This is a genomic window from Halomonas sp. 3F2F (genome assembly GCF_014897805.1).
Taxonomy (GTDB): domain Bacteria; phylum Pseudomonadota; class Gammaproteobacteria; order Pseudomonadales; family Halomonadaceae; genus Vreelandella.
This window is the reverse complement of the sequence record NZ_JABUZE010000033.1, coordinates 44,544-68,095: the sequence shown is the minus strand read 5'-3', so window position 1 is coordinate 68,095 and position 23,552 is coordinate 44,544. Positions and strand designations below refer to the sequence as shown.

20 protein-coding genes and 1 pseudogene are annotated in these 23,552 nt (G+C 54.5%); 7 read left to right on the top strand and 14 right to left on the bottom strand.

What is annotated here, in order from left to right; translation table 11 throughout:
* Window positions 1-87: 87 nt before the first annotated feature.
* The 3 genes from INT21_RS04315 to INT21_RS04305 are packed head-to-tail and all read left to right on the top strand — an operon-like array spanning window position 88 to window position 2,145.
* Window positions 88-414 carry a DUF1244 domain-containing protein gene (locus tag INT21_RS04315; RefSeq protein ID WP_193060065.1) on the top strand — a complete coding sequence of 109 codons (327 nt, stop codon included), beginning with the start codon at window positions 88-90 and terminating at the stop codon, window positions 412-414.
* An 11-nt stretch (window positions 415-425) separates the two neighbouring features.
* The gene (moaB, locus tag INT21_RS04310) at window positions 426-947 is read left to right on the top strand and encodes a molybdenum cofactor biosynthesis protein B (protein ID WP_089040662.1); all 522 of its coding nucleotides are present in this window, start codon (window positions 426-428) and stop codon (window positions 945-947) included.
* The gene (locus INT21_RS04305) at window positions 940-2,145 is read left to right on the top strand and encodes a molybdopterin molybdotransferase MoeA (RefSeq protein WP_193060066.1); all 1,206 of its coding nucleotides are present in this window, start codon (window positions 940-942) and stop codon (window positions 2,143-2,145) included. The genes moaB and INT21_RS04305 overlap by 8 nt, the downstream gene beginning before the upstream one ends.
* Here the strand turns inward: INT21_RS04305 and INT21_RS04300 are convergent.
* From INT21_RS04300 to INT21_RS04265, 8 genes are read right to left on the bottom strand one after another with little or no spacing between them, the layout of a single operon-like run.
* On the bottom strand, window positions 2,128-2,532 hold the full coding sequence (locus INT21_RS04300; RefSeq protein ID WP_193060067.1) for a hypothetical protein: 405 nt from the start codon (window positions 2,530-2,532) through the stop codon (window positions 2,128-2,130). The genes INT21_RS04305 and INT21_RS04300 overlap by 18 nt on opposite strands.
* A 4-nt stretch (window positions 2,533-2,536) precedes the next feature.
* A complete protein-coding gene (locus INT21_RS04295; protein WP_193060068.1) occupies window positions 2,537-3,124 on the bottom strand; it encodes a chemotaxis protein CheW in 588 nt (195 codons plus the stop codon).
* Window positions 3,121-4,866: a diguanylate cyclase gene (locus tag INT21_RS04290; protein ID WP_193060069.1), complete on the bottom strand. Its 1,746-nt coding sequence runs from the start codon at window positions 4,864-4,866 to the stop codon at window positions 3,121-3,123. The genes INT21_RS04295 and INT21_RS04290 overlap by 4 nt, the downstream gene beginning before the upstream one ends.
* A gap of 54 nt (window positions 4,867-4,920) precedes the next feature.
* A complete protein-coding gene (locus INT21_RS04285) occupies window positions 4,921-5,277 on the bottom strand; it encodes a response regulator (RefSeq protein ID WP_089040667.1) in 357 nt (118 codons plus the stop codon).
* A 25-nt stretch (window positions 5,278-5,302) separates the two neighbouring features.
* Window positions 5,303-7,438 carry a hybrid sensor histidine kinase/response regulator gene (locus tag INT21_RS04280; RefSeq protein WP_193060070.1) on the bottom strand — a complete coding sequence of 712 codons (2,136 nt, stop codon included), beginning with the start codon at window positions 7,436-7,438 and terminating at the stop codon, window positions 5,303-5,305.
* Window positions 7,438-8,817 carry a CheR family methyltransferase gene (locus tag INT21_RS04275; protein WP_193060071.1) on the bottom strand — a complete coding sequence of 460 codons (1,380 nt, stop codon included), beginning with the start codon at window positions 8,815-8,817 and terminating at the stop codon, window positions 7,438-7,440. The genes INT21_RS04280 and INT21_RS04275 overlap by 1 nt, the downstream gene beginning before the upstream one ends.
* On the bottom strand, window positions 8,814-9,881 hold the full coding sequence (gene cheB / locus INT21_RS04270; RefSeq protein ID WP_193060072.1) for a chemotaxis-specific protein-glutamate methyltransferase CheB: 1,068 nt from the start codon (window positions 9,879-9,881) through the stop codon (window positions 8,814-8,816). The genes INT21_RS04275 and cheB overlap by 4 nt, the downstream gene beginning before the upstream one ends.
* Before the next feature lie 10 nt (window positions 9,882-9,891).
* Window positions 9,892-11,919, bottom strand: coding sequence for a methyl-accepting chemotaxis protein (locus INT21_RS04265; RefSeq protein ID WP_193060073.1), 2,028 nt, complete (start codon window positions 11,917-11,919; stop codon window positions 9,892-9,894).
* A 506-nt stretch (window positions 11,920-12,425) separates the two neighbouring features.
* On the opposite strand from INT21_RS04265, the gene INT21_RS04260 reads away from it, so the two are divergent.
* Window positions 12,426-14,021 (top strand): solute:sodium symporter family transporter, encoded by a 1,596-nt coding sequence (locus INT21_RS04260; RefSeq protein WP_089040671.1) that lies wholly within the window; start codon window positions 12,426-12,428, stop codon window positions 14,019-14,021.
* Between the two features lie 79 nt (window positions 14,022-14,100).
* On the opposite strand, the gene INT21_RS04255 is transcribed toward INT21_RS04260, so the two are convergent.
* The 5 genes and pseudogenes from INT21_RS04255 to dctP all read right to left on the bottom strand — a co-directional run bounded on the left by INT21_RS04255 (window position 14,101) and on the right by dctP (window position 19,986).
* On the bottom strand, window positions 14,101-15,639 hold the full coding sequence (locus tag INT21_RS04255; protein ID WP_193060074.1) for a malonate--CoA ligase: 1,539 nt from the start codon (window positions 15,637-15,639) through the stop codon (window positions 14,101-14,103).
* Complete coding sequence (locus INT21_RS04250) at window positions 15,636-17,003, bottom strand: malonyl-CoA decarboxylase (protein ID WP_193060075.1); 1,368 nt, start codon at window positions 17,001-17,003, stop codon at window positions 15,636-15,638. The genes INT21_RS04255 and INT21_RS04250 overlap by 4 nt, the downstream gene beginning before the upstream one ends.
* An 11-nt stretch (window positions 17,004-17,014) precedes the next feature.
* Window positions 17,015-18,363, bottom strand: a pseudogene (locus tag INT21_RS20640) (TRAP transporter large permease).
* Window positions 18,364-18,365: 2 nt separating this feature from the next.
* Complete coding sequence (locus tag INT21_RS04240) at window positions 18,366-18,887, bottom strand: TRAP transporter small permease subunit (RefSeq protein ID WP_193060076.1); 522 nt, start codon at window positions 18,885-18,887, stop codon at window positions 18,366-18,368.
* Between the two features lie 100 nt (window positions 18,888-18,987).
* Entirely contained in the window at window positions 18,988-19,986 is a 999-nt protein-coding gene (gene dctP, locus INT21_RS04235; protein ID WP_193060077.1) for a TRAP transporter substrate-binding protein DctP, read from the bottom strand.
* A gap of 156 nt (window positions 19,987-20,142) precedes the next feature.
* On the opposite strand from dctP, the gene INT21_RS04230 reads away from it, so the two are divergent.
* The 3 genes from INT21_RS04230 (at window position 20,143) to INT21_RS04220 (ending at window position 23,109) form a co-directional block, all read left to right on the top strand.
* Window positions 20,143-20,832, top strand: coding sequence for a GntR family transcriptional regulator (locus tag INT21_RS04230; RefSeq protein WP_089040677.1), 690 nt, complete (start codon window positions 20,143-20,145; stop codon window positions 20,830-20,832).
* Window positions 20,833-20,950: 118 nt separating this feature from the next.
* The gene (locus tag INT21_RS04225; protein WP_193060078.1) at window positions 20,951-21,955 is read left to right on the top strand and encodes a GlxA family transcriptional regulator; all 1,005 of its coding nucleotides are present in this window, start codon (window positions 20,951-20,953) and stop codon (window positions 21,953-21,955) included.
* The gene (locus tag INT21_RS04220; protein WP_193060079.1) at window positions 21,946-23,109 is read left to right on the top strand and encodes an MFS transporter; all 1,164 of its coding nucleotides are present in this window, start codon (window positions 21,946-21,948) and stop codon (window positions 23,107-23,109) included. Before INT21_RS04225 ends, INT21_RS04220 begins: the two co-directional genes overlap by 10 nt.
* Here the strand turns inward: INT21_RS04220 and INT21_RS04215 are convergent.
* Window positions 23,106-23,552 carry a phosphatase domain-containing protein gene (locus INT21_RS04215; RefSeq protein ID WP_089040680.1) on the bottom strand — a complete coding sequence of 149 codons (447 nt, stop codon included), beginning with the start codon at window positions 23,550-23,552 and terminating at the stop codon, window positions 23,106-23,108. The two genes, INT21_RS04220 and INT21_RS04215, sit on opposite strands and share 4 nt — an antisense overlap.

Sequence of the window (23,552 nt, the reverse complement as noted above, 5' to 3'; positions counted from 1 at the left end):
CCGGTTCGCTTAATTGCCACTCGACACCGCCTTCGGGCGGTGTCTTTTGTTATGCTGCTCCCAAGCCACTTGATAAGAGGATCGCCAATGTCAGCGTTTAATGAATTTGACCAAACGACGCGTACAGAGCTAGAAGCCGCCGCGTTTCGGCGTTTGTTACAGCATTTAGACGACAATAAGGATGTGCAGAACATCGATCTGATGATTCTGGCGGATTTTTGCCGCAACTGTTTATCGAAATGGTTGGTGTCTGCCGCTGAATCGCGCAATGAAACTCTCAGCTACGAAGAAGCCCGAGAGTATGTATACGGGATGCCCTATAGTGAATGGAAGGAGCTCTATCAGCCGCCTGCGACTGCCGAGCAGAAGGCTGCCTGGGAAGCGCACCATGCTAAAAAGAAAGCAGCCAAATAGGGATGACGTTGATGAGTGAGCCAATGGTACCTCTTAAAGTCGCCGTGCTTACGGTTTCTGATACACGCACGGATGAGACTGACCGCTCCGGCCAGGCGCTGGTGCAGCGTTTAACCGAAGCTGGGCACACCCTGGCAGAGAAACGCATCGTGCCGGATGACGTCTACCAAATTCGTGCGGTAGTCGCCCAGTGGATTGCCGACACAAATGTACAGGTGGTGATTACCACGGGCGGTACAGGTTTTACCGGGCGAGACTCGACACCTGAAGCTATTTCGGTGCTGCTGGATAAGCGTATCGAAGGCTTTGGCGAGCGCTTTCGCCAACTAAGCGGCGATGAGATCGGTAGCTCGACCATTCAGAGCCGTTGCCTCGGCGGCTTAGCCAACGCTACGGTTGTCTTCTGCCTGCCGGGTTCAACCGGCGCCTGCCGTACTGGCTGGGACGGCATTTTGGCCGAGCAGTTGGATAGCCGTCATAAGCCTTGTAATTTCGCCAACCTAGTTATCCCAGGCCGGGGGCAGCATGGCTGAGCTACAGCCGATAAGTGCCGCGCTTGAAGCGCTGTTGGCAGATGTCACGCCGCTCGGTGCAGAGTGTATACCGCTTGAGGCCGCTGCTGGGCGCGTGCTGGCCGAAGCCATTACCGCGCAGTTAGACGTACCGCCGTTTGATAATAGCTCAATGGATGGCTATGCACTGCGTGCCAGTGATGCGGGTAAGTGGTTGCCGATCAGCCAGCGTATTGCGGCAGGCAGCCCGGCAGTGCCGCTGGCGGAAGGCAGTTGCGCACGGATTTTTACCGGCGGTGAGATCCCCCCAGGGGCCGACTGTGTGGTGATGCAGGAGCGAGTGACTCAGGAGGGTGACCAGGCATTGATGCCGGATGCGCTGCCGGTAGGTGATAACGTGCGCCGCCAGGGTCGTGATGTGCGCCGCGGTGAGTTACTGCTGCCCGCTGGTGAATGCTTGGAGGCTGCCGCGTTAGGGCATTTGGCCGGTCAAGGGGTTACCCACGTTAGCGTGCGCCGTCGCCCTCGGATAGCGCTACTGTCGACTGGCGATGAGATCATTGATCCAGGCGCGCCGTTAAAACCAGGTCAACTGTATAACTCCAATCGGCCGATGCTGAAGAGACTGTTAGAGACGTTTGGCGCGGAGGTGGTCCAACTAGTGAGTGTGCCGGACGATTTCGACCAGACCGTTGCGCTGCTCACAAACGCAGCGGCGGACGCCGATGTGGTGGTAAGTACGGGTGGTGTCAGCGTGGGTGAGGAAGACCATGTCAAAGCCGCGCTGGAATCGCTAGGCCAATTAGATATGTGGAAGCTGGCGATTCGCCCAGGAAAGCCGCTGGCGCTGGGCCGTTTGCCACGCCAAGACGACAGTGAGGCGCGCTTTGTAGGACTGCCGGGTAACCCTGTTTCTGGGTTTGTGGGCGCGTGGTTATTTTTACGACCGTTGATGGGTGCGTTACTGGGGTGTTCGGCGTTGAACGCCTTACCTACGCTGACGGCCTCCGCTAACTTCGCTACTCAGACCGGCCCGCGCCAGCACTATATGCGTGTTGCGCTACGTTTTAGCGAAGCGGGCATCATTGCTGATGCGTTTGAAGACCAAAACTCTGGCGTGCTGTCATCCTGTATTAGTGTAGATGCGTTAGCGGTGATTGATCCGCACCAGCAGGTAGAAAAAGGCACGTTGGTGCGCTGTTTATGGTTGCAGCGTTAGCGCTGCGCCATCAAACAACAAACGTACCGTTTGGTTGGCCATCGTTAAGCCTCGTAGGGCGGGGCTGACGTGGCGTGCGGCAATTAAAGGAGGTAATGGAAACAGCTCCGTTATCGGTGTGTGCGCTAAGGCGACGTCGCCAGTCACGCCTAACTGCCAAGCGCCGTTGGTATCCTGAAGGGTCAGCCAGTGGGTGGGGGCTACGCTCAACAATGGCGCGTTAAGCAACAGGCACTCGGCATTCGCGCAACGCGGTAGGTGGGCCGATTTCGCTAACCCCGCGACGTGGCGTGCTTCGATGGCGGCGAGCGTATGGCCAGCACTAAACAGCACTAAAGCAACGTGGGACGCTGCGTCTAAGGAGTGATTCGGCGCGCCAATGGCCATGGGCTTACCCTAGGCCTTGTTGATAGGCGTTGAATAAAGCATCTGGATCCAGCAGGGCAATGGCCGCGCTGCCTTCGACAGAATCGCCGTTAGTCTCTTTTTCGCCGCCCTCTGCTGGCGTTACATCAGGTTGCCAGAGGGCGCTCACATAAGGCATTAGTTGGCTGGCGAGGGTGTCCGGTGCCGGTTTCAGTGCGCTGATCGGGATGTCGCAAACATCCTCTAAATAATCGATACGAACGGCGCTGCGAATGCCCGCGGCGGTCACGACTAACAGCATGCCCGTTTGTTCCGTAGGGGGGAGACCGAGAACTGCCTGTAGGGTTACCACCGATTCAATGTTGCCGCGCAAGTGAATCACACCTTCCGTAGAAGCAGGCAAGCCAGGCACGAAATAAACCGGTTGATCACCATTCAAAATTTCATTGACCGCACTGCCGGGCAAAGCGAACCGTTGCTCCGCTAGGCGAAATAACACCAACTGCTGGCAAGGTTCGTCCACGTCAATAATCGTGTCATCGTTACTCTGACGTGCTAGTGCCTCTTCGAGCGAAAGAGACGGGTTGTCATGCTGTTGATGGGTGTTGGTCATTGTTTTTTCACACCGGGTTGCTTCGGTTGCGCTTTTCCTTTTGCGTCGTTCTCGTTATTAATGACTACTTGATTACGCCCCTGCCGTTTTGCTAGGTAAAGTGCTTGGTCCGCGCTTAGGCGTAACGCTTCAGTGGAAGGCTGGCTGGGAAAACTGCTAATGCCTGCACTGAAGGTGCAGCGAAAGCGCTCTCCGCCAGCATGAAAATCTACCTGTTCGAAATCGTGGCGCAGTTCGTCAATAAGTTCGGCTGCGCGCTTTGCGGTGACCCCTTTTAGCAATACGACAAACTCTTCACCGCCATAACGCCCGATGATATCGGATATGCGCAAGCGGGTTTTTAGCAGCCGCGCCAGCGTGATGATGACCTGGTCACCCGCTAGGTGGCCGTAGGTATCATTGATCGTTTTAAAATGGTCAATGTCGAGCATGGCCATCGCATGTTGGCTACCTTCACGATATGCCTGAGCAAGTGTTTTACCGATAAGATCCGTCGTGGTGCTGTGGTTATAAAGCCCTGTCATGCTGTCCTGGGTCATCAGCGAACGCAGTAGATGCAGGCGTTCGGCACGAAGCCGTACCGCAGACACGAGCTCGTCAGGGGTAACCGGCTTGGTAATAAAGGCTTCTACGCCTGCCGTCATGGCCAGTAGCTGCTTTTGGCTGTCTGTTTCACTAGATAGGTAAATAATGGGCAGGCCAATATGCGCGGATTGCTGGCGGATAATTGTCGCTAGCTCTTCACCAGAACATACCGGCATATACATATCAATTAACAGTAAGTCAGGGCTAAAGCGGTCTAAAGCGCTTAGCGCGTCAGCAGGGTGATGCACCTGCTGAACAATCATGCCGGCTTCTTCAAGCATCAATGAGTGGTAGCTGGCAGCGTCGGGTTCATCATCGACGACCAACACGCGCAACGGTTCTTCATCCAAGGGGCTAGTGAGCTCGTCGATAGCTAACATTAAATCCAGTGGCTTAATGGGCTTGGTAAAGTACCCATTACAGCCAGCTCGAACAGCACTCAGTCGTGAATAAAAGTCACCATAGGACGACAGTACGATGGAGGGCAGCCGCTCTCCGATTAATTTATTCAGGCTGGTCAGCGTTTCAGTACCCGCGGTGTTACCTTGCGGAAACTGTACATCCATAATGACCGCGTCGGGGCGGCGGGTAATGACCGCATTAAAAAATGACTCTGTGTCTTCAAAATGGACCACTTCATGCCCAAAACAGCGAAGATGATGTAGCAACTGGTCGACTTGGTCGGGCTCATCGTCACATAGATAAATAAGCCGCTGACGCTTACTGCGTGTCTGTGGCGCTACTGATGAGAATTCGACGCTGTTGAGTGATGCCAGTACGGTTTGCTGGCCATGCAGTGACTGTAAGTACTCAATTTCTTCACTGAGCTGCTGGAAAAGCTCTGAAATCAGGCTGTTTATGTCATTAATAGCCTGGTCATCAAAAGCATGGCTGGCAGAAGCCGGCGTCGCCTTGAGTAGTTCTTCACCTTGATCTGCCAACATGGCAATTCGTTCAAAGCCCAATGAGCGGCCGGTACCTTTTAAGCTATGGAAAAAGCGGTGAAGCTCCGGGGCTAGGCGTGACTCTGCCTCCGTTGAAAGTCGGCTTTGTTGCCACTTTGTTACGGTTTTCTGTAAACGTGCTGGTAGCTGTTCAATAAAGCGTTGGCGCAGCTGGTTCAGCTTTTGTTGCAATGTCGGAGCAGATGGTGACATCAGACTACCTGTTCATGTGGGCGAACGGTGCGCTGTAATGCAAATGGCAAACGTTCAACCGTTGAGCGCTTGAGTCACGGCATTGCCTAACGTGGATTCTAGCTCCGCATCTTTTTGCAGGCAGGCGTTTAAACCAGGCGTCTGCATAAGGGTTGAACTAGGTGAGTCGCCTGTGAGCAAAATAAAAGGCAAGGTAACGTCTTGTTCACGCAGCATTTCCAAGAACTCTATCCCATTGATGAGCGGCATATGCATGTCGCTAACAATAAGCGCGATACTGTCCAAGCTATCCAACAGCTGTGTGGCCTCCATGGCATCATTGGCCATGACCGTTGTATAGCCCTGGAACTCTAGCAGCGTTGCTGTCATTTCACAGGCCAACGGGTCGTCATCTACGATCAATATTTGCATGATTAACCTCCGTCATGGCGTGTGCTTAGCCGAGTAGCGCTTTTAGCGTATCCACCAAATTGTTCTGATCAAAGCTGCCTTTGACAATATACGCGTCGGCGCCTACTTCAATGCCGCGCCGACGGTCTGCTTCTTTTTCTCGTGATGTGATAATGATAATCGGCTTATAACGATAAATCTCATTTTCTCGCAGACTCGCAGTGAGCGCAAAGCCATCCATGACAGGCATTTCAACGTCGGTGAGCACTGCATCAAACGAGTCAGCCAGGGCCTTGTTCAGACCATCACGGCCATTTTCTGCCAGGGTGACCTGATATCCCCAGGCTTCTAAGACATCTTTTTCAATTTCTCGGGTGTTCAGAGAGTCATCGACGACGAGTATACGATGTGTCTGGGGCGGTTGATCCGTTTTAGCTAGCGCTTTCGGGGCATAGCGGCGCGAGTGTTCCAGCAGCGTCGGCACGTGTAATAGGCTAACCAACGTATTGCGCCCTAGCGTGACCATGCCAGAAACCAGTGGTAAATGGCGCAAATGCGTGGGCAACGGCTTAATTACCATATCGCGTTCATCCACCAAGGCATCAATAATTAGCGCCAGTTTTTGATGACGTTGATGTACGACGAGTAACAGTAAGTTGTCAGCATCAGTGGGCGTATAGGGTAGGTCTAATAATTCCGCAAGTGAAACGACCGGCACGAACTCGTTGCGCAGGATCAGTGTTTTTTGCCCGGCAGCATCAATAAAGTCCGTTGATGCATGCTCTACAAGCTCTGACACATAAGGTGCTGTTACACCTAGCGTGACAGCGCCCACGTTGATCAGGAGAACGCGCATCATGGCTAGCGATAAAGGCAGGCGCAGGGTAAAACAGGTGCCTTTGCCCGGGTGGCTGGTTAGACGTAAATCACCGTTGAGCTCGTCAATGACCGTTCGCTTGACGACATCCATCCCCACGCCACGACCTGAAAAGTCGGTAATCAGGGGTTTGGTTGAGAAGCCGGGTAAGAAAATAAGCTCTAAGGTTTCCTGCTCGGTTAGGGTAAGCAGCAGCTCTTCACTGAGTAGTTGCTTGGAGAGTGCCTTTTGCCGTACCGCATCTAGGGAAATACCCGCGCCGTCATCACGCATTTCAATCACTACCCAGCTGCCGTCTTGCCAGGCCTCTAGCGATAACTGCCCCCGTGTAGGCTTGCCAGTTGCCTGCCGTTCAGCGGGTGTTTCCAGGCCATGGTCTAACGCATTCCGCAGTAGATGAATTAGCGGGTCCGAGAGGCGATCTATCATCTGCCGGTCCAGCTCAATCTCACTGCCGTGAACACGGCAATTGACTTGTTTGTCTAGCGAATGGGCAAGGTCTCTGGCCATTTGCGATAAGGGGTCAAACACCACGCTCAGCGGTAGCATGCGCATTTGCAGAGCTCGGTCATGGAGATCGCTCATTAGACCGTCGTGGGAAAGCACACTGTCCTTCAGCTCGCGGCTAAAAGCGTTAAAGGGGGCCTGCTGATCTTTGGGTAACGAGGCGCCAAGGCTGCGTGCCTGTTCTACGAGTGAGTGCAGATGGTGGTGCCCTGACAACACTTCCCCCATCAGGCGAATAACGTCATCTAGGCGGTCAAGACGCACGCGTACCGTGTCTGTTAAGCGTAGCTCTTGAGCCGGAAGAGCAGGGCTTTTCATTGCCGATGGTGCAGTGTTGAGGGCTGCGTTCTCGGCTTTATCGTCCTCGGATACGCTTGTTTTAGGAGAGGGTGCGGGGGACGACTTCCCCGCCGCGGCGTTTTCCAGGGCTTGGCAAAGCTGATTGTCGGCTTCCGCTAGCTCTGCTGGAGAAACACCTTGGGCAAGTTGGCTAACTAGATCAGACAGCGCGTCCGTGGCTTGATTAAGCAGGCACGTGACATCAGGTGAAGCGGTTTGTGTCCCATCGCGTAGTGCGCTTAGCAGCTCCTCTGTACTGTGAGCGATCGCCGTAATGGGCGTCAGCTTCAGCATACGCGAAGAGCCTTTCAGCGTATGGGCCGCACGAAACAGCTCATTGATACGTTCTTGATGGGTATCGCCTTGTTCTAGCGCTTCAATACCCTCCCTTAAACGAGGCAAGTGGTCTGACGCTTCTTCAATAAAGCGCTGAATAAAGCGTTTAATATCCAGTGCCATTAACCCACTCCCTGTGTCGTTGCTTGTGCACCAAGGTAGCGAGTTGCCAAAAAGTAGGCATCCCCCGGAGGAATAGGCGGCGCAATGACGCTCAATCCACCATCCGCCTGTTTTGACGCATCCAGTAGGCGAATAACCGCTGCATAGCCACGCTTTCGTTGTTCGGGAGCATCACTAAGCTCGCCTAGTCGGAAAAGCTCAGCTTGAAAAAAGTGAGCTGGCCAGCACTCAGGAGCAACGTAAATGGCTCGCTTAAAGTAGTCGTAAGCGTCAGCAAAATTCTGCTGCCAGCGAGCCACTAAACCTGCCAGCAGTAACGCATCGACACTCCAAGGCTGTTGCACGAGAAGGTCAGAAAGTAGCGCGGCTGCTTCTGAAAATGCGTTCTGGTTCAGTAAATGATGAGCTTGCTGCAAAGCCGCGTTAAACGATGCCATCGGCTGCTTGTGCTCAGGTTCTTTCTCGGGTTCTTTCTCAGGTTCTTTCTTAGGTGGTTGAGGAGGCATCTCTGACAACACCGGTGGGGCTGGCAACGGATCGTCGCGATAGGGTGGTTCATCATTGGCAGGTAAGGCACCGGGCAAGGTGCTCTCTTGGAAAAAGAACACTCCTTGAGCCTGATGCAGTTCCAAAATGCCCAGGTCGTTGCCTAATGTTTCCGTGACACCACACATCAAAACGCCATGAGGTTCCAGTAGCTGCTTCAGGTGGCGCTGTATATCGCGCCGGGTCGATTCATCAAAATAGATCGATACGTTGCGAAATAAAATGACGTCGAAGGGGCCTAGCTTGTCTGCGTTTGGCTGCAAGACATTAAATGAACAAAAGGTGACCCAGTGGCGAAGCGCATCATCTATTTTGAAGCGTCGGCCCGCTGGGTGAAAATAGCGATGTTTTAGCGCAGGGTTCAGTGCCCGAAACGACATGCCGCTGTAAATGCCTTTTTGGGCTTTACTAAGAACCTGCTGATCAACGTCTCCCCCTGTAATATGGAAGAGTTGCTTGGCGCGCTCTCCGTAGCGCTCAAATAGCGCAATAGCAGCACTGTAAGGCTCTTCACCTGAAGAACATCCGGCGCTGAAAATAGCCAATGGCTTACCTTTTTCAGCCAGCCGCCGCGGGAGGTAGGTGTCGGCTAACCAGTGCAGCGCTTCAGGCTCCCGGTAGAAGTAGGTTTCGTTCACCGTTAATTGACTAACGAAGCGATCAAACATCGCTTCGTTTTGCTCTAGTTGCACAATGAGCATCGAGGTGTCGTTAATGTCGGTGTCTGTTTGAAGTGCCTCCACTGCTTTAACGAGACGAGCTTCAGCGAGGCCCTCTAAGTGCAAACCGCAGCGACGATGCACCAGATCCTTGAACGGCGTCAGCGAACTCATAGCGATTTCGTCCAGGTAGACAACCGTTGCCCAATGGTCTCGCGAATGAGCCTGGCAGGGAGCTCATCAAGGGAAACAACATGCTGGATAACACCGGCACTAACCGCTTCTTGGTTCATGCCATAAATAACCGAGCTGGCTTCGTTTTGGGCAAAGGTACAGCCTCCCGATAAATGAATAGCGCGCATGCCGCTAACGCCATCACGCCCCATGCCCGTTAAAATCACTCCAATAGCCTCTGGGCCATAAACATTAGCGACGCTCGTTAACAGTGCATCGCAACTGGGGTGATAAAGCGAATTATCTGGGCTCTGCTGTAGTTGAAGGCGGTGGGATGGCGTGACACGCAAGTTGCGTTCCGATGGCGATAGATAAATAACGCCTGGCTTTAGCGATTCACCATGCTGAGCAACGCAAACGGGCATTGAACAGAGCGATGTCAGCCAGTGCGCCATGCCTTCAATAAAGCCATGGCTGATATGCTGGGCAATCACCACCGGTGCAGGAAAGTTGGTCGGCAGCTTGCTAAGTAAATGGGCGAGTGCCTGCGGCCCTCCGGTTGAGCAAGCAATGGCGATAATACGCTGGAAAGCTTTCGGCCTATTAGGGCGATCAACAGGCCGCGTGTTTACCGGTGCAACGGGCATGGCAGAGGTTGATCGGCGCCGTAGGCGAGTAATAACGGCCACTCCCGAAAGAAGCCGGACACGCGCGAGTAGCCGTTGTGCGTCTTCATCATCAAGAGTCGGCTTCTGCATCACTTCTAGCGCGCCAACATCGAGCGCTCGGTAGGCCGTTTCGGCATCAGAGCGGTCGCTTACCACCAGGATAGGAACCCCTTTGGTATGCATAATTTCTTCAATGGCGCTGAGACCGTCCATGACCGGCATATTCAGATCCATTGTGATCAACTGCGGCGATAAACGGTGGGCAAGTTCCACTGCTTCACGCCCGTTGCTGGCTTCACCAACCACCTCAATGTCGCCATCGCGGGTGAGGATGTCGCGCAGCACGTCACGTGCCAGTTGGCTATCGTCCGCCATCACTACCCGAATTGCACTCATCGCAGCGTCCTCACGAAGGGCGTTGGTGGTTTGCATCCTGTTGAGCCAAGGTAAATTCCTGCACCAGCGCATTTAACTCTGCCGACATGTTGATCATATCTTGGCTGATCTCGGTAATGCTGCGTACTGACTGTGCATTACGTGAGCTGGCTGTATCAATATCGCGCAAAGCAATAACCACCTGATTGCTAGCAGTTTTCTGCTGTTGGGTTGACAGTGATATTTGCTGCGCTGCGCTACTGGTTTGGCTCGCCGCTTTGAGTAGTGCATCCAGGTCTTGAGCGGTATGAATACTGACCTCAACGCCTTTCTCTATTGAAGACGCTCCCTTTTCAGAGGCGACAACTAAACGATTTATGGCATTTTGAATTTCTTCGGTGTGGCCTTCTATCTCTTGGGTTGAGTCAGTAACACTATCTGCCAAGCGACGTATTTCGTTTGCCACAACAGAGAAACGGCGACCTGACTCGCCCGCACTTGATGCCTCTAGGGCGGCATTAAAGGCAATCAGTTTAGTTTGCGCAGCAAGGGTGTTGATCAGCTCCATGACCTTGCTGATTTGTTTAGACTTAGCGCCCAGTGCCATGATTTCTGTCAAGCTCTGTTCGCTGTCGCTGCGAATATCCTGCATTTTTGACTGCAGCAGTTGCATCGCTGTGCTGCCCTTACGGCTGCGTTCAAGCGTTTGATTGGCTACTTCTACCACAGATTGCGAATGATCAGCGATTTGTGTAGATGAGGTTGAAAGCTCCTCCATGGTCGAGGTTATCTCAGCCACTGACGAGGCCATTTCTTCTACAGCGGCGGCCATCGTCTGGTTCGCTTCATGACTAATGTCCCCGCCTTGAATACCCGACAGTCCCGCCGTTTGCGCTAAGCGATCGGCCACTTGAGTGAGTGCCAGTGCGTTGTTGGAAACCGCCATAATGGTTCGAGATAAGCGTGCTAGCAGCTCGTTAGTCTGATTCGCTAAATCGCCAATTTCAGCCTGATCATCGGTGTCTACGCGGCGGGATAAATCGAGACTGTTGGTAATCTCTTTAAGCTGGCGTTGCAGGCGAGTTAAGGGGCGGATCAAGCTGCCGGTAAGTGGGTATAAAATAATCAACCCACCTAAGAGGATCACAAGCCCGAAGCCCGTCGATGCAAAAAAACGTTCTCTGATGGAGCTTAAATACTCCTCTTTAGAAACTTCAACCATCAAGTAGCGCTGCAGCTCGGGTAACCAGCGGGTGGAGACTAAAAAGGTGTGGTTATCACGTTGGATTTCGTGCACACGAAGTTCTTTTTCATCTTGCAGTAAGCTGGCTGATTCCTGGCTTTGAAGCGCTGCCAGTGACGTCTCGTCACTGCGAATAAGTAACTCACCCTCCGCATTGAGTAACGCGGCGCGGCCGGTTTCGCCAAGTCGGAAGTCTTCAATTAGCTGCGCCAATCGAGAAAGATCCAGCCCCGCACCAGCCACAATAAGAGGGCGACCATTGAGTGCCTGTTCACGACTACGGAAATTTAAAAAGACAAACGCTTCTTCTGGTGAGAAAGTATCACTGTCTAGGTTTAGATTATAAGCAGTATCGCTATCGGTAAACTGATAGTACCAGTCATCATCGCCGCCGGGCGCTTGTAGCGTCCGCTCTAGAAACTCTCCACCGCGGTACTGGAAGTAGTAGCCGCGCCCTTGATATTGAGCCGCGATAAACAACAGTTCGGTGTCGAGCTGTTCCATCAAACGTGACAAATAGCGCATGACGCCCGGCTGGTCGGTGTCTGGCATTCCGTTGCGCACCCACTGCTCAATGAAATAGCTGTCGGCTAGGCTTTCTGACAACGCTAGCGCTGGACTCAACCTAAGCGTTAGCCGGGTGGCAAGGCCCTCTACCTGACTAGGCAGCTCTTCGTTTAGCAAGTTTTCCAAGCGCGCCTGGCTATGTGAACGGGCCTGCAGGTAGAGCGCTAGCAGCATAGCCAGTGCCAATACCGTTCCAAATGAGATAAACAGTCGTAACCGTAATGGCAAGGATTTCCAACGCGCTGTCATTATCGCTTCTGCTCCGAGTTAACTGGTGACGCTAGTAAGTAGGAAGTGCTAACACTGATTGCTTAGCGTTAAATAACGTTACAAGAAGCCTATCATATGACGATTTCAGCGGCTTTTATGAAGGCTGTCCAGTTTTCTCATTAACGCTACGTCACTCGACAGGTAAATGCTGTGACAAAGGTGATGCACTTTGCGATGAAATCAAGCGTGATGAGTGGCCGCTAAAGTAACATCATTGTGACATGGACTGTGCGGCTTGATCCGTGCGACTTAGCACTTGTGACTTAGCCCTTATGACTTGGCCCCTCCTTCCGTAGTGATCAACCACCGTAGCAACTTGTAAAAAACACTTAGGTAGTAAAAAAAACGTCTTATTTTCTTTTTATTGCTACTAAAGAATAATAGTTGAATCGTTTCATCTCCTTAGAATGCCTGTGAATATTGGTAATTTTACCTACATTCACTGCGTCGCCTGCCGATAAGCGACTACTCCCAAGGACCTTCCCATGCATGCCCTAACGCTGGCATCGTTTCTCTTTTTTACCGGCCTGGTGGCCTTTGTTACGTGGCGCATTACGCGTAGAGATGATCACCGAAGTACGAGTGGCTATTTCTTAGCCGGAAGGACACTAACCTTTCCACTAATAGCCGCCTCACTGCTGATGACCAATCTCTCAACTGAGCAGATGGTTGGGCTAAACGGTTCCGCGTTTACCGATGGTCTGAGTGTTATGGCCTGGGAAGTGATTGCGGTGATCGCTTTGGTAGCACTGGCGCTGTTTTTCCTACCGCGCTTTCTTAAAAGTGGAATCGCAACGCTTCCACAGCTGTTAGCAATACGTTTTGATAACGGTACTCAACTGATTGCCAATGTGATTTTCTTGATTGCTTACGCCGTTGTGCTGTTGCCTATCATTCTCTATTCAGGGGCTATTGGTTTACAGGGCATGCTTGATCTTCAAGGGCTTACCGGCATTCAGTCGAGTACGGCGCTGCTGTGGGCCACTGTCTGGACGGTTGGCATCATCGGCGCGGTCTATGCGCTGTTTGGTGGCCTGCGTACGGTAGCGGTCTCAGATACCTTGAATGGCGTCGGTCTATTGATCGGGGGCTTTGTCATCGTTTATTTCGGCCTTCAGGCAGTGAGCAATGGCAGTGGCATCATGGAAGGCTGGAGCATTCTGAAAGAGAGCGATCCGAGTAAATTTAACTCGGTAGGTGGTCCTGACCAGCAGGTGCCGTTCTCGACTATTTTTACCGGCGTCCTGTTGCTACACCTGTTTTACTGGACGACGAACCAGCAAATTATTCAGCGCACCTTTGCGGCAAAAAACCTCGCAGAAGGCCAAAAAGGTGTGTTGCTGACCGGCTTCTTTAAACTGTTAGGCCCGCTCTATCTGGTGCTGCCGGGGATCATTGCTTACCACCTTTACGCCGACCAAGGCGTTCGCGCGGACGAAGCGTATGGCCACTTGGTGTTTAACGTGTTGCCGCCGTACCTAACAGGTTTCTTTGCTGCGGTAATGGTCGGGGCGATTCTCTCCTCGTTTAACTCGGCGCTAAACAGTACCACCACGATTTTCAGCCTGGGTATCTATAAAGGTGTGCTGAAAAAAGATGCCACTGAAGAAGAGGTCGTGAAATCAGGCAAGGTATTTGGCTGGATTATGGCCGTAACGACCATGATTATTGCGCCGCTGTTGGCAGGCCAGGATAGTCTATTTGGCTACCTGCAGAAGATGAACGCGATTTACTTTATCCCTATTTTGGCGGTTGTTCTGGTGGGGCTTCTGACCAAACGCGTGCCTCCCATGGCGGCTAAAGTAGCGTTAGTAGGGGGCTGTTTGCTGATCGCAGCAGGCTACTTTGTTCCGCCGTTTAACAAGCTGCCGATGGTGATGCATGAGTTCCACTTTGTCGCCGCTGTGTTCGTGCTGTTGGTTGCCGTGATGCTGATCATTGGTAAGCTGCGTCCCCGCGCCACCGCCTGGGTGCAAGAAGATTCGGGCGATGTCGATCTCACTCCCTGGAAGGGCGCTGTGCCAACCGGCATTGTGCTTGTGGTATTAGTGGTGATTATGTACGCCTCGTTTGCTGGCTGACCACCGCTAACACAACGTAGATATTGTCACTGACGCCCCGCCTATGCGGGGCGTCAGTGTTTGTAAGGCGGTTATAGAGCTAAGTCGCTCGGTAGGTATCTCCAAAGCGCTTACGCAGCTCGTTTTTTTGCACCTTACCCATCGTATTGCGCGGCAGTTCATCGACAAAGAAGACCCGCTTGGGCTGCTTATACTTAGCGAGCCGTCCATCTAAATGGGTGATTACTTGCTCCTCTTCAAGCTGGTTTTCTCCAAGATCGGCACCTTGCTGGCGAACGACCACTGCGGTAACGCCTTCGCCAAAGTCAGGATGCGGTAGACCGATGACTGCGGATTCTGCGACTTGCTCAAGCTCATCGATCACCTGCTCCACCTCTTTGGGGTAGACGTTGTAGCCGCCGGAAATCACCAGATCCTTGTCACGGCCCACAATATGCACATAGCCCTGCTCGTCGACCATGGCGAGATCGCCGGTAATGAAAAAGCCATCGTCTAATAGCTCTTCACGGGTTTTTTCGGGCATTCGCCAGTAGCCGATAAACACATTCGGGCCGCGAATCTGCAGCATGCCAATCTCGCCCAAAGGCACCTCATCGCCGGTTTCACGATTGGTAATGCGCATCTCCACACCGGGTAGCGGCATGCCCACGGTGCCTGCTCGGCGGGCGCCTTCATAGGGGTTGGAGAGATTCATATTAGTTTCGGTCATGCCGTAGCGTTCAAGAATCGCATGGCCTGTTTTGGCTTCAAATGCCTCGTGGGTCTCGGCGGTGAGTGGCGCAGAGCCGGAAACGAACAGCCGCATATGGGCAGTCGCTTCTGGGGTTAGTCGTTCGTCCTGAACTAGCCGGGTATAGAAGGTGGGAACGCCCATCATCACACTGCCATGGGGCAGCTCATCAAAAATCACATCCGCATCGAACTTGGGCAGGAATAGCATGCTGGCGCCCGCTATCAAGGTGACGTTGCAAGCGACGAATAAGCCGTGGGTGTGGAAGATTGGCAGTGCATGGATCAGCCGATCATCAGCGCTGAAGTGCCATGCTTTGGCCAGGGTCTCGGCGTTAGAGGCGAGGTTTTGGTGCGTTAGCATAGCGCCTTTGGAGCGCCCGGTGGTGCCTGACGTGTAGAGAATCGCAGCCAAGTCACGCTGACCAATCGCCACTATGTCTTGCCTTGGCGTTGCCGCTTGGGCGGCTTCCATCAGGCTGCCATCGGCAGCGCTGCCTAGGGTTGCCACCGCAGGGCAGCCGGTTTCAGCAGCAAGCAACCGCGCTTGCTCTTCTAGTGTCGGTCGACAAACAAATAGCGCTGGCTCGGCGTCATTTAAAAAGTAGCGAATTTCATCGCTGGTATAGCCCGTATTGAGGGGTAAATAGACGCCGCCGATGCGCAGGCAGGCCAAGTAAAGCAGTATCGCCTCAGGACTTTTATCCACCTGTACCGCGACGCGGTCACCTTGCTTAACGCCTAGCTCGGTGAGTGCACCCGCAAGCTGCGCACTGATGGTTAGCGCATCGGCGTAGCGATAGCGGCGGCCGTCGCGGGTGGTGATAAAATCGGCCTCTGCGCGCTCGCGCATTTTGGCAGCAAAGGTTTCAAATAGGTTGTAGCTCATTTGGTGGTCTCTCCCTTGGCCAGCTTGCGGGCGCGTTTGGCGAGGTCACGCACCTCATTTGAGCAAGCAACGGCCGCCTTGGCGGTATAGTTTTCGTGATTGCGCTCGATATCGTTCAGCACATACAGATAGTTAACCATCAGTCCTGCGGCTTGTTTAAAGCCCTTCTCGGAGGTATCGCCCAGCCAGTTAATGCGGTGCAGTTCGGCGCCATTGCCGAGGTGAAAGCGGGCCACCGGATTGAGTGGCAAGCCGTGGCGGTTTTTCTCTTCGGCCAGATAACGGGCGGCCAGTGGGCGAATCGCGGCTTTCAGCTGCTCCTCAAGGGCTTGGTCCTGATGCCATCCTGGGGTTTCAAGCCCTTTGAGTGATTGACGCAGCGACGAGGGAAGTTGCTCATCGTCCCGCTGCTCCTGAAGCCACTGAGCGAAGCCAGGCACCGGCGAGAGGGTGACGAAGTATTTAAGCTGCGGCAGCTCCTGGGAGAGCTCTTGCACCACCTGTTTGATCAAAAAATTACCGAAGGAGATCCCGCGCAGCCCGTTCTGACAGTTGCTAATGCCAAAGAACGCCGCCGTGTCAGCATCCTCGGGGTCATCGATACCTTTTTTGCTATAGCTGCTTTCGCCAGAGAGGATGGGTTGAATACGGCTTGGCAGGCCCTTGTGGAGGGCCACTTCTACAAAGATTAGCGGCTCATCGCCAATCGCCGGGTGGAAAAAGGCGAAACAGCGACGGTCACGGGCATCCAGCCGACGGCGCAGGTCGTCCCAATCCTGAATCTCGTGTACCGCTTCGTAGCGGATGATCTTCTCTAGAATTGAGGCGGGGGTGTTCCAGTCAATGCGCTTGAGCATCAAAAAACCACGGTTAAACCAGGAGCCGAACAGGTGAGCGAAATCGTTGTCGATAGCCGCTAATTCCGGCTGTTCGCGTAGCAACCCCAGCAGGTCTTCACGCATTTTAACCAGCTCATAGGTGCCGTCGCTGGCGAGATTTAGGCGCCGGAAAAGCTCTTGGCGACGGGGCTCACAGGCTTCAAACAAGCGCTGTAGCGATTGATTGTCGCGAGCGTCTTGATACGCCAGATAGGCCGCGTCAATGGGGCCGGGCTCGGCCGCAAAGTCAGTCGTTAGGCGGGCAAAGAAGCTGCTTTTTTCAGCTGCCGAAAGGCGCTGATAAATCGCCAAGGCGCGGCTTGCCAGCGCGATGCTGGAAGCTTCGCCATCGCTTTCCAACAATTTCTGACAGGCATGAATCAACTGCCCATGGTCGGGCGTTAAGTTCTCGGGATGGCGGCGCCGCAACAGCGCATCACGCTGGGTGATGTTGTTGAACAGCTCCTGCAAAAACAGCATGTTCATGGTCGAACTCCTTAACCCATGATCAAGTTAGGTAGCCAAAGCGCGATGCCCGGGAAGAGGCACAGCAGCAAGATACCCAGCACCATACATAGCGCGTAGGGCAAGCTTCCCATCAGAATGTCGCGCAGCGAGATATCCGGCGCGATACCTTTAATAATGAACAGGTTGAGACCCACTGGCGGTGTGATCAGGCCGATCTCCAGGTTGATGGTCAAAATCACCGCAAACCAGTAGGGGTCGAAATTAGCCGCCAGGATGATGGGTAACAGAATCGGCGCGGTCATGACGATCACGGCCACAGGCGGCAGGAAGAAACCGGCCACTAACAGGAAGAGGTTAATCACCCCCCATCAGCGCCCAGCGGTTGATCTCCAGATCAGCAATCGCAGCGGCGACGGTTTGGGTGATAAACATGGAGGAGAGCGCGTAGGCGAACACTTCGGCGGTGGCGATCACCAGCATGATCATCACGCTTTCGCGCAGTGAGTCGCGCATAATCAGCTTGATTGGGCCCAGCTGCCACATGCGGTAGATCAGAATCGCCAGCGCCAAACACAGAAATGCACCCACGCCCGCCGCCTCTGAAGGTGTTGCCACCCCGCCATACAAGGCAAATAGGATGCCCGCGACCACGCCCAGGAAAGGCAGAACACGCACGAGCGCTTTCAGGTTGCTATCAACATTCTGCTTAACGTTCTGCTTTAGCCGTTCGACGGACTCCGCCATGGGATTGTTCATGGAATTGTTATAGCCACCGGCCAGCTTGCAGGCGATCATCGTCCAGATCATAAACAGGCCCGCGAGCATAAAGCCTGGCACCACCCCGGCAATAAATAGTCGACCAATCGAGGTTTCGGTGGAGATACCGTAGATAATCATGGTGACCGACGGCGGAATCAGGATGCCCAGGGTGCCGCCCGCGGCAATACAGCCCCGCCGCGACGCCATCCGGGTAGCCGCGCATGCGCATTTCGGGAATGCCCATTTTACCAATCGCTGCGCAGGTGGCCGGTGATGATCCCGAGAGCGCAGCAAAGATTGAACAGGCGCCGATATTGGAAACCGCCAAGCCGCCGGGCAGCTTGCCCATCCATAGATCCAGCGAGCGATACAGATCGCGTCCGGTGGGGGAGGAGGCTACCGCGGCGCCCATCAGAATAAACATCGGAATGGCGACAAAACCAAATTCGGCGATGCGGTCAAAAAAGGTTTCACCGAAGTAGGTGAGCTCGGCAAGGCCGCGGTCGTAGAGCAGTGCTAGCAGCGATACACCGCCGAGGGCAAAAGCGATAGGGGTGCCAATGGCCATTAGTCCAATCAGGGCGATGGCGACAATAATGCCTAAGGTAATGGGATCCATGCTTAACTCTCCCCACGCAGAATTTCAGCCACATACTGCAACGACAGCAGGGTGGCGCCGACGGCCATGGGCAGCAGGGCGGGCCACAGTGGTGGATTCCAGACGGAGCCCGTCGTCCACCCGCCGTGGAGTGCCTCAAAAACATACACCCAGCTGGCATACGCCAGGGCGGCACAGAAACCTAATCCAAACAGGGAAGCGATCAAACGCATGATGGTGCGGGTAGTACCGCCCAGCGCATCGGGCACAATCGTGATCGCGACGTGGCCGCCGGTCATCAGTACATAAGGGCTGCCCATCAGCATCGCCGCCGTTACTGAGAAAATGGTGAATTCGGTCTGCCAACTGGTGCTCATTCCGAGTAAGTAGCGAATAAATACCATCTGGCAAATCACTAATACGCCAGCGATAAACATGGCGCAGGCTAAATAGGCGGAAAGCCGCGAGAGCTTATCCATGACGCGAATGTAGCCGCCAATGATGCCCCCGCGAGCAAGGGCATTGTGAGTCGTTGCAGGTGCCATATTTCCCTCGTCAAGCTGGTTATCTCGCCAAGCTAAGCAAGCATCCGTTGAAAACGGCCACCCCGAAGGGCAGCCGAGCCATTAGGCGTTCGTGGGTTGCTTATTCGACGGCCAGCGCTGCATCGATAATGGCTTGGCCATTGGGCACATTGTCGGCAAAGTTTTTGTAGGAAGTTTCCTTGGCGATATCGAGCCAGGCGTTGTAGTCCTCTTCACTCATACTGACCACCTCGACGCCATTCTCCTCGTAAAGGTCGACCATCTCCTGATCAATGGCGGCGGCCTCTTCAGCGAAGAAGGCCTCTGCGGCTTCTCCGGCTTCCATCAGCGCCGCCTGCTGCTCTTCATTAAGCCCTTGCCATACCTGCTCGGAAATAAGAATCGGCTCGTACATGTACCAGAGCGCGAAGTCACCCGGTTCGGTCAAGCATTCAACCTGTTCATAAAGCCGGAAAGAGATAAACGACATCGACGAGGTGTTGGCGGCATCCAACACACCGGTTTGCATGGCGGTATACACCTCAGAAGAGGGCATGGAGGCAATAGAGGCACCAGCGGCCTCAAGCATTTGTTCAAACGCAGGTCCGGCAGCACGGAAATTTTGGCCCTCGACGGTATCCGGGGAGGTAACGCACTGTTCGCTAGAGGCAAAACCGCCCGATAGCCACGCATCCGAGAGTACTCGAGCGCCGCCCTCTAGAATCACCGCTTTGATCATCTCCATATATTCGGAGTCATTCAAACGCTGAGCGTGTGCTTGGTTGCGCACTAAGCCAGGCATCAGCGTGGCAGAGAACTCCGGGTGCCGTCCGCTGGCATAATCCAGCGGCAGCGAGGTGATATCGAGGCGACCACGAGCGATAGCGCCCCACTGTTCACGCGCTTTAAACAGCGATTGACCCGGGTAGACCTCTATCGTCAGGCCAACATCTGCCTCGGCGACATGGCGGGCCATCATTTGCACCATTTCGTCTCGGACATCCCCTTGCCCTCCGGGGAATTGGTGCGACGCGCGTAGCACGGTATCGGCAGAGGCATGGGAAGAAGCCGCAATGGCGAGACCAAGGGCGGCAGCAGTTGAGATCAAATAGCGTTGCATGTGGCGTCTCCAACAGTTGTTGTTGTGTGTTTGGATTGGCTATATATATCTATCAGTTGACCTGATATATATATCAATAGGCGCTACGTATGCTAATGTCAACTATATGACAGCATTAAAATGGCTAACATGAGTCGTGATCCAAGGAGGTGAAACATGACGGGCACTAAGCTTTCTAACGCTCAGCGATTAAGAGATTCTCTTGAAGATGACATCATCAATGGCCGTCGTTTACCGGGAGAGCGCCTGGATCCAGAAGCCTTAGGGCGAGAGTTTCAGGTCTCGCGTACCCCGGTGCGCGAAGCCTTTCAGCAGCTGGTCGCCAGCGGCTTGGTCACCGTTTCGCCGAAGAAGGGCACCTTCGTTGCGAAAGTGGGAATTGATCAACTGATCGAGATGTTCGAGGTGATGGCGGAGTTAGAGGGTATGTGCGGCCGCTTGGCGGCACGGCGGATTACCGAAGCCGAACTGGCCGCGTTACGCGAAGCGCATCAGCGCTGCGAAGCAGCAGCGCTGGCTGGTGACAGCGACGAGTATTACTACGAAAACGAAGGGTTTCATGACTGTATCTACACCGCTAGCCACAACGCCTTTTTGGCCAGCGAAGCGCGTCAATTGAAGCAGCGCTTAAAGCCTTACCGACGGCTACAGCTGCAGGTGCGTCAACGGGTAAATAGCTCTCTCAGCGAGCATCAAGCCATCGTCGAGGCTATTGAGCGGGGCGACTCTGTGGCTGCTCAGCAAGCACTGAGCGACCATGTATTGATTCAGGGCGAGCGCTTTAGCGATTTCGTTTCCAGCGTACGCAGGATGGAGTCGCCATTAGAGATAGAGAGAACGGGCTGAGCCTAATGTATCGTTTTTGATAAAGATGTCCGAATCGGTGGGGTAATGGTCCTTGCCGACATCGGGCGTAGCGCTGACACTCTCTCATGCTTCTATATCCCGTTAGCGGAGAGAGACTGTGACTCGCCATGTTGTCCTATTTGCTTACCCTGACTGCCAACTGTTGGATGTCAGTGGCCCTTGGCAGGTGTTTGCCAGCGCCAATGCGTTAAGCCCTCAACCGCTCTATCAGTTGACGCTGGTCTCCGATGCCGTTGGCCCAGTAGCCACCAACAGCGGCTTAGCCGTGCATGCGACGCACAGCTACCACCAGCTTAAGCATTTACTGCCCCTGGATACGCTGTTGGTGGCGGGCGGCAGTGGCGTGATGCAGCAGCGTGACATAGCCGCTGTGAAACAGGTGCTGTTTGAGGTCGCCCCTGAGGTGAGACGGTTTGGATCTATCTGCTCTGGGGCATTTTTACTAGCCGCTGCAGGGCTGCTGGATGGCTGCCGCGTCACCACCCACTGGCGCCATGCAGTTCAATTGGCCGAAGAGTATCCCGCGCTAAGCGTTGAGCCTGATGCACTGTATATCGAAAGCAACGGCCGCTACACCAGCGCCGGTGTAACGGCAGGAATTGATTTGGCGCTGTCGCTGGTAGAGGCGGACCACGGTGCTGACCTAGCCGGACGAGTGGCGCGCGAGTTAGTGGTGTTTTTGCAGCGTCCAGGTGGGCAGTCACAGTTCAGCGAGATACTGCGCCACCAGCAAGAGGCGGGGCCGCTGCGCCGCCTGCTGGATCAACTCCATGCCGACCCCAGCGTAGATCACGGGCTTGAGAGTATGGCCGACCTAATGGCGGTCTCCCCGCGTCATTTAACCCGGCTGTTCAGGCGTTATCTGAATACTACGCCGGGTACTTACCTGACCCAACTACGCCTTGAACAAGCGCGCCTGGCGCTGCTCAATGAGCGCGAGCAGCTCTCCCTTGAGCGCCTAGCGCAACGCTGGCGGCTGGGCGGCGCAGAGCAGTTGCGCCGCCAGTTTCAGCGCTACTACGGCGTATCGCCCTCGGTCTATCGTCAACGCTTTGCCTCTTCCCATGCTGGCGCCACACAGGAGAACCTCTCATGCCTTTAACCGTCACTCTATTATCGCTCTGTCAGGCGTTGCTGGTTACTGGCAATGTCTTGTTGATCGCCGTATCACCGCTGATAGGGGCGTCCTTGGCCCCTAGCGCGTCATGGTCGACAGCGCCTGTCGCTACCCAGTGGCTGGGGCTGATGTGCGCGACTATTCCGGCCTCACTAATCATGGCCAGACTGGGGCGAAAGCGTGGCTTTATTCTGGGCAATATAGTGGGATTCGTAGGCGCACTGGTTGCCGTCCAGGCGCTGATGGGTGAGCACTTTGGACTGTTCTTACTGGCCACCTGGCTGATTGGTATCGGCATTGGCTTTGGTCAACTGTATCGCTTTGCCGCAGTAGAGGCCGCTCCGGCATTGATGCGTGACCGGGCGATTGGTCTGGTGATGGGCGGTGGTGTGCTGGCGGCGTTTGCAGGACCGTGGTTGGCCAGAGTGAGCCGTGAGCTGGGCGAGGTGCCGTTTCTGGGCAGTTTCGTGGGTTTAGCCGTGCTCTATGCGTTGGCATTAGCGGTATTGATGCTGACACGGTTACCGCCCGCTTCTCGCACCCACTGCGAAGGCAGCGCACTGCCGCTAGGGAAGATACTTCGCCAGCCCGGATTTATTGTCGCGGTGAGCGCGGCGATGGTCGGCTACGGTGTGATGAATCTGGCGATGACCGCCACACCGCTCGCCATGGAGGGAGCTGGCCACCACTTTAACCACGTTTCAATGACCATTCAGTGGCACGTGGTAGCGATGTTCTTGCCTTCCTTCTTTACTGGCCATTTGGCCACCCGCTTCGGCGCCAAACAAGTCATTGTGGCAGGTTGCCTGCTGCTGGTAGCCAGTGCTTTGGTTGCTCAGTGGGGAATCGGTTTAGTCGGTTTCAACGTAGCGCTGATTTTGTTGGGCTTGGGCTGGAACTTTACCTTCCTACCCGCCACCGGACTGCTCACTGAGAGCTACCGCCCGGTGGATAAAGCGCGCACCCAGGCCGCCAACGAGTTTCTAGTGTTTGGCACCGCGGCGGTGACCGCCTTGTTCGCTGGGCCTTTGGTTAGCGGCTTGGGCTGGGCGATGCTTAACCTACTATTAATCCCCGTCGCGCTGGTGCCCTTGGTGGTGCTGGTGTGGCAGCACCGAATCCGGCTGGCAAGCGCTTAAAAATCTCCCGGTGCGCACTGCAGGCAAGTAAGTCCGAGTGCGCGCCATTGGGCGACTACCGCGTCACGGTCATCCAGCACCAGCCAAGGCGCAAAGCCGTCGCTACGCATTTGATTGAGTAGCGCGGCTTTCACCTCTTCATCATCTACATGGTCATCGCCTTGCGGGCGCAGGTACATCGCATCAAAGGGAATGGTGTGGCGCTCTAACCAGCGCTGGGTATGCTCACGGTGGCTATCCGGACGGCCGCTGCAAATCACGATCTGCTGGCCTTGGGCCTTCAGGATCTTAACCAGTTTGGCCACCGCGTCGATCACCGGCGCTTCAGCCATATGGGCAAAAAAAGGATCCCACTGCTTGGCGGGGCCAAGAACCCACTCGTGTACGTCGGTGGGATGGAATTCGGCAAGCGTGCCGTCAACATCAACAATCACTGCGGACAT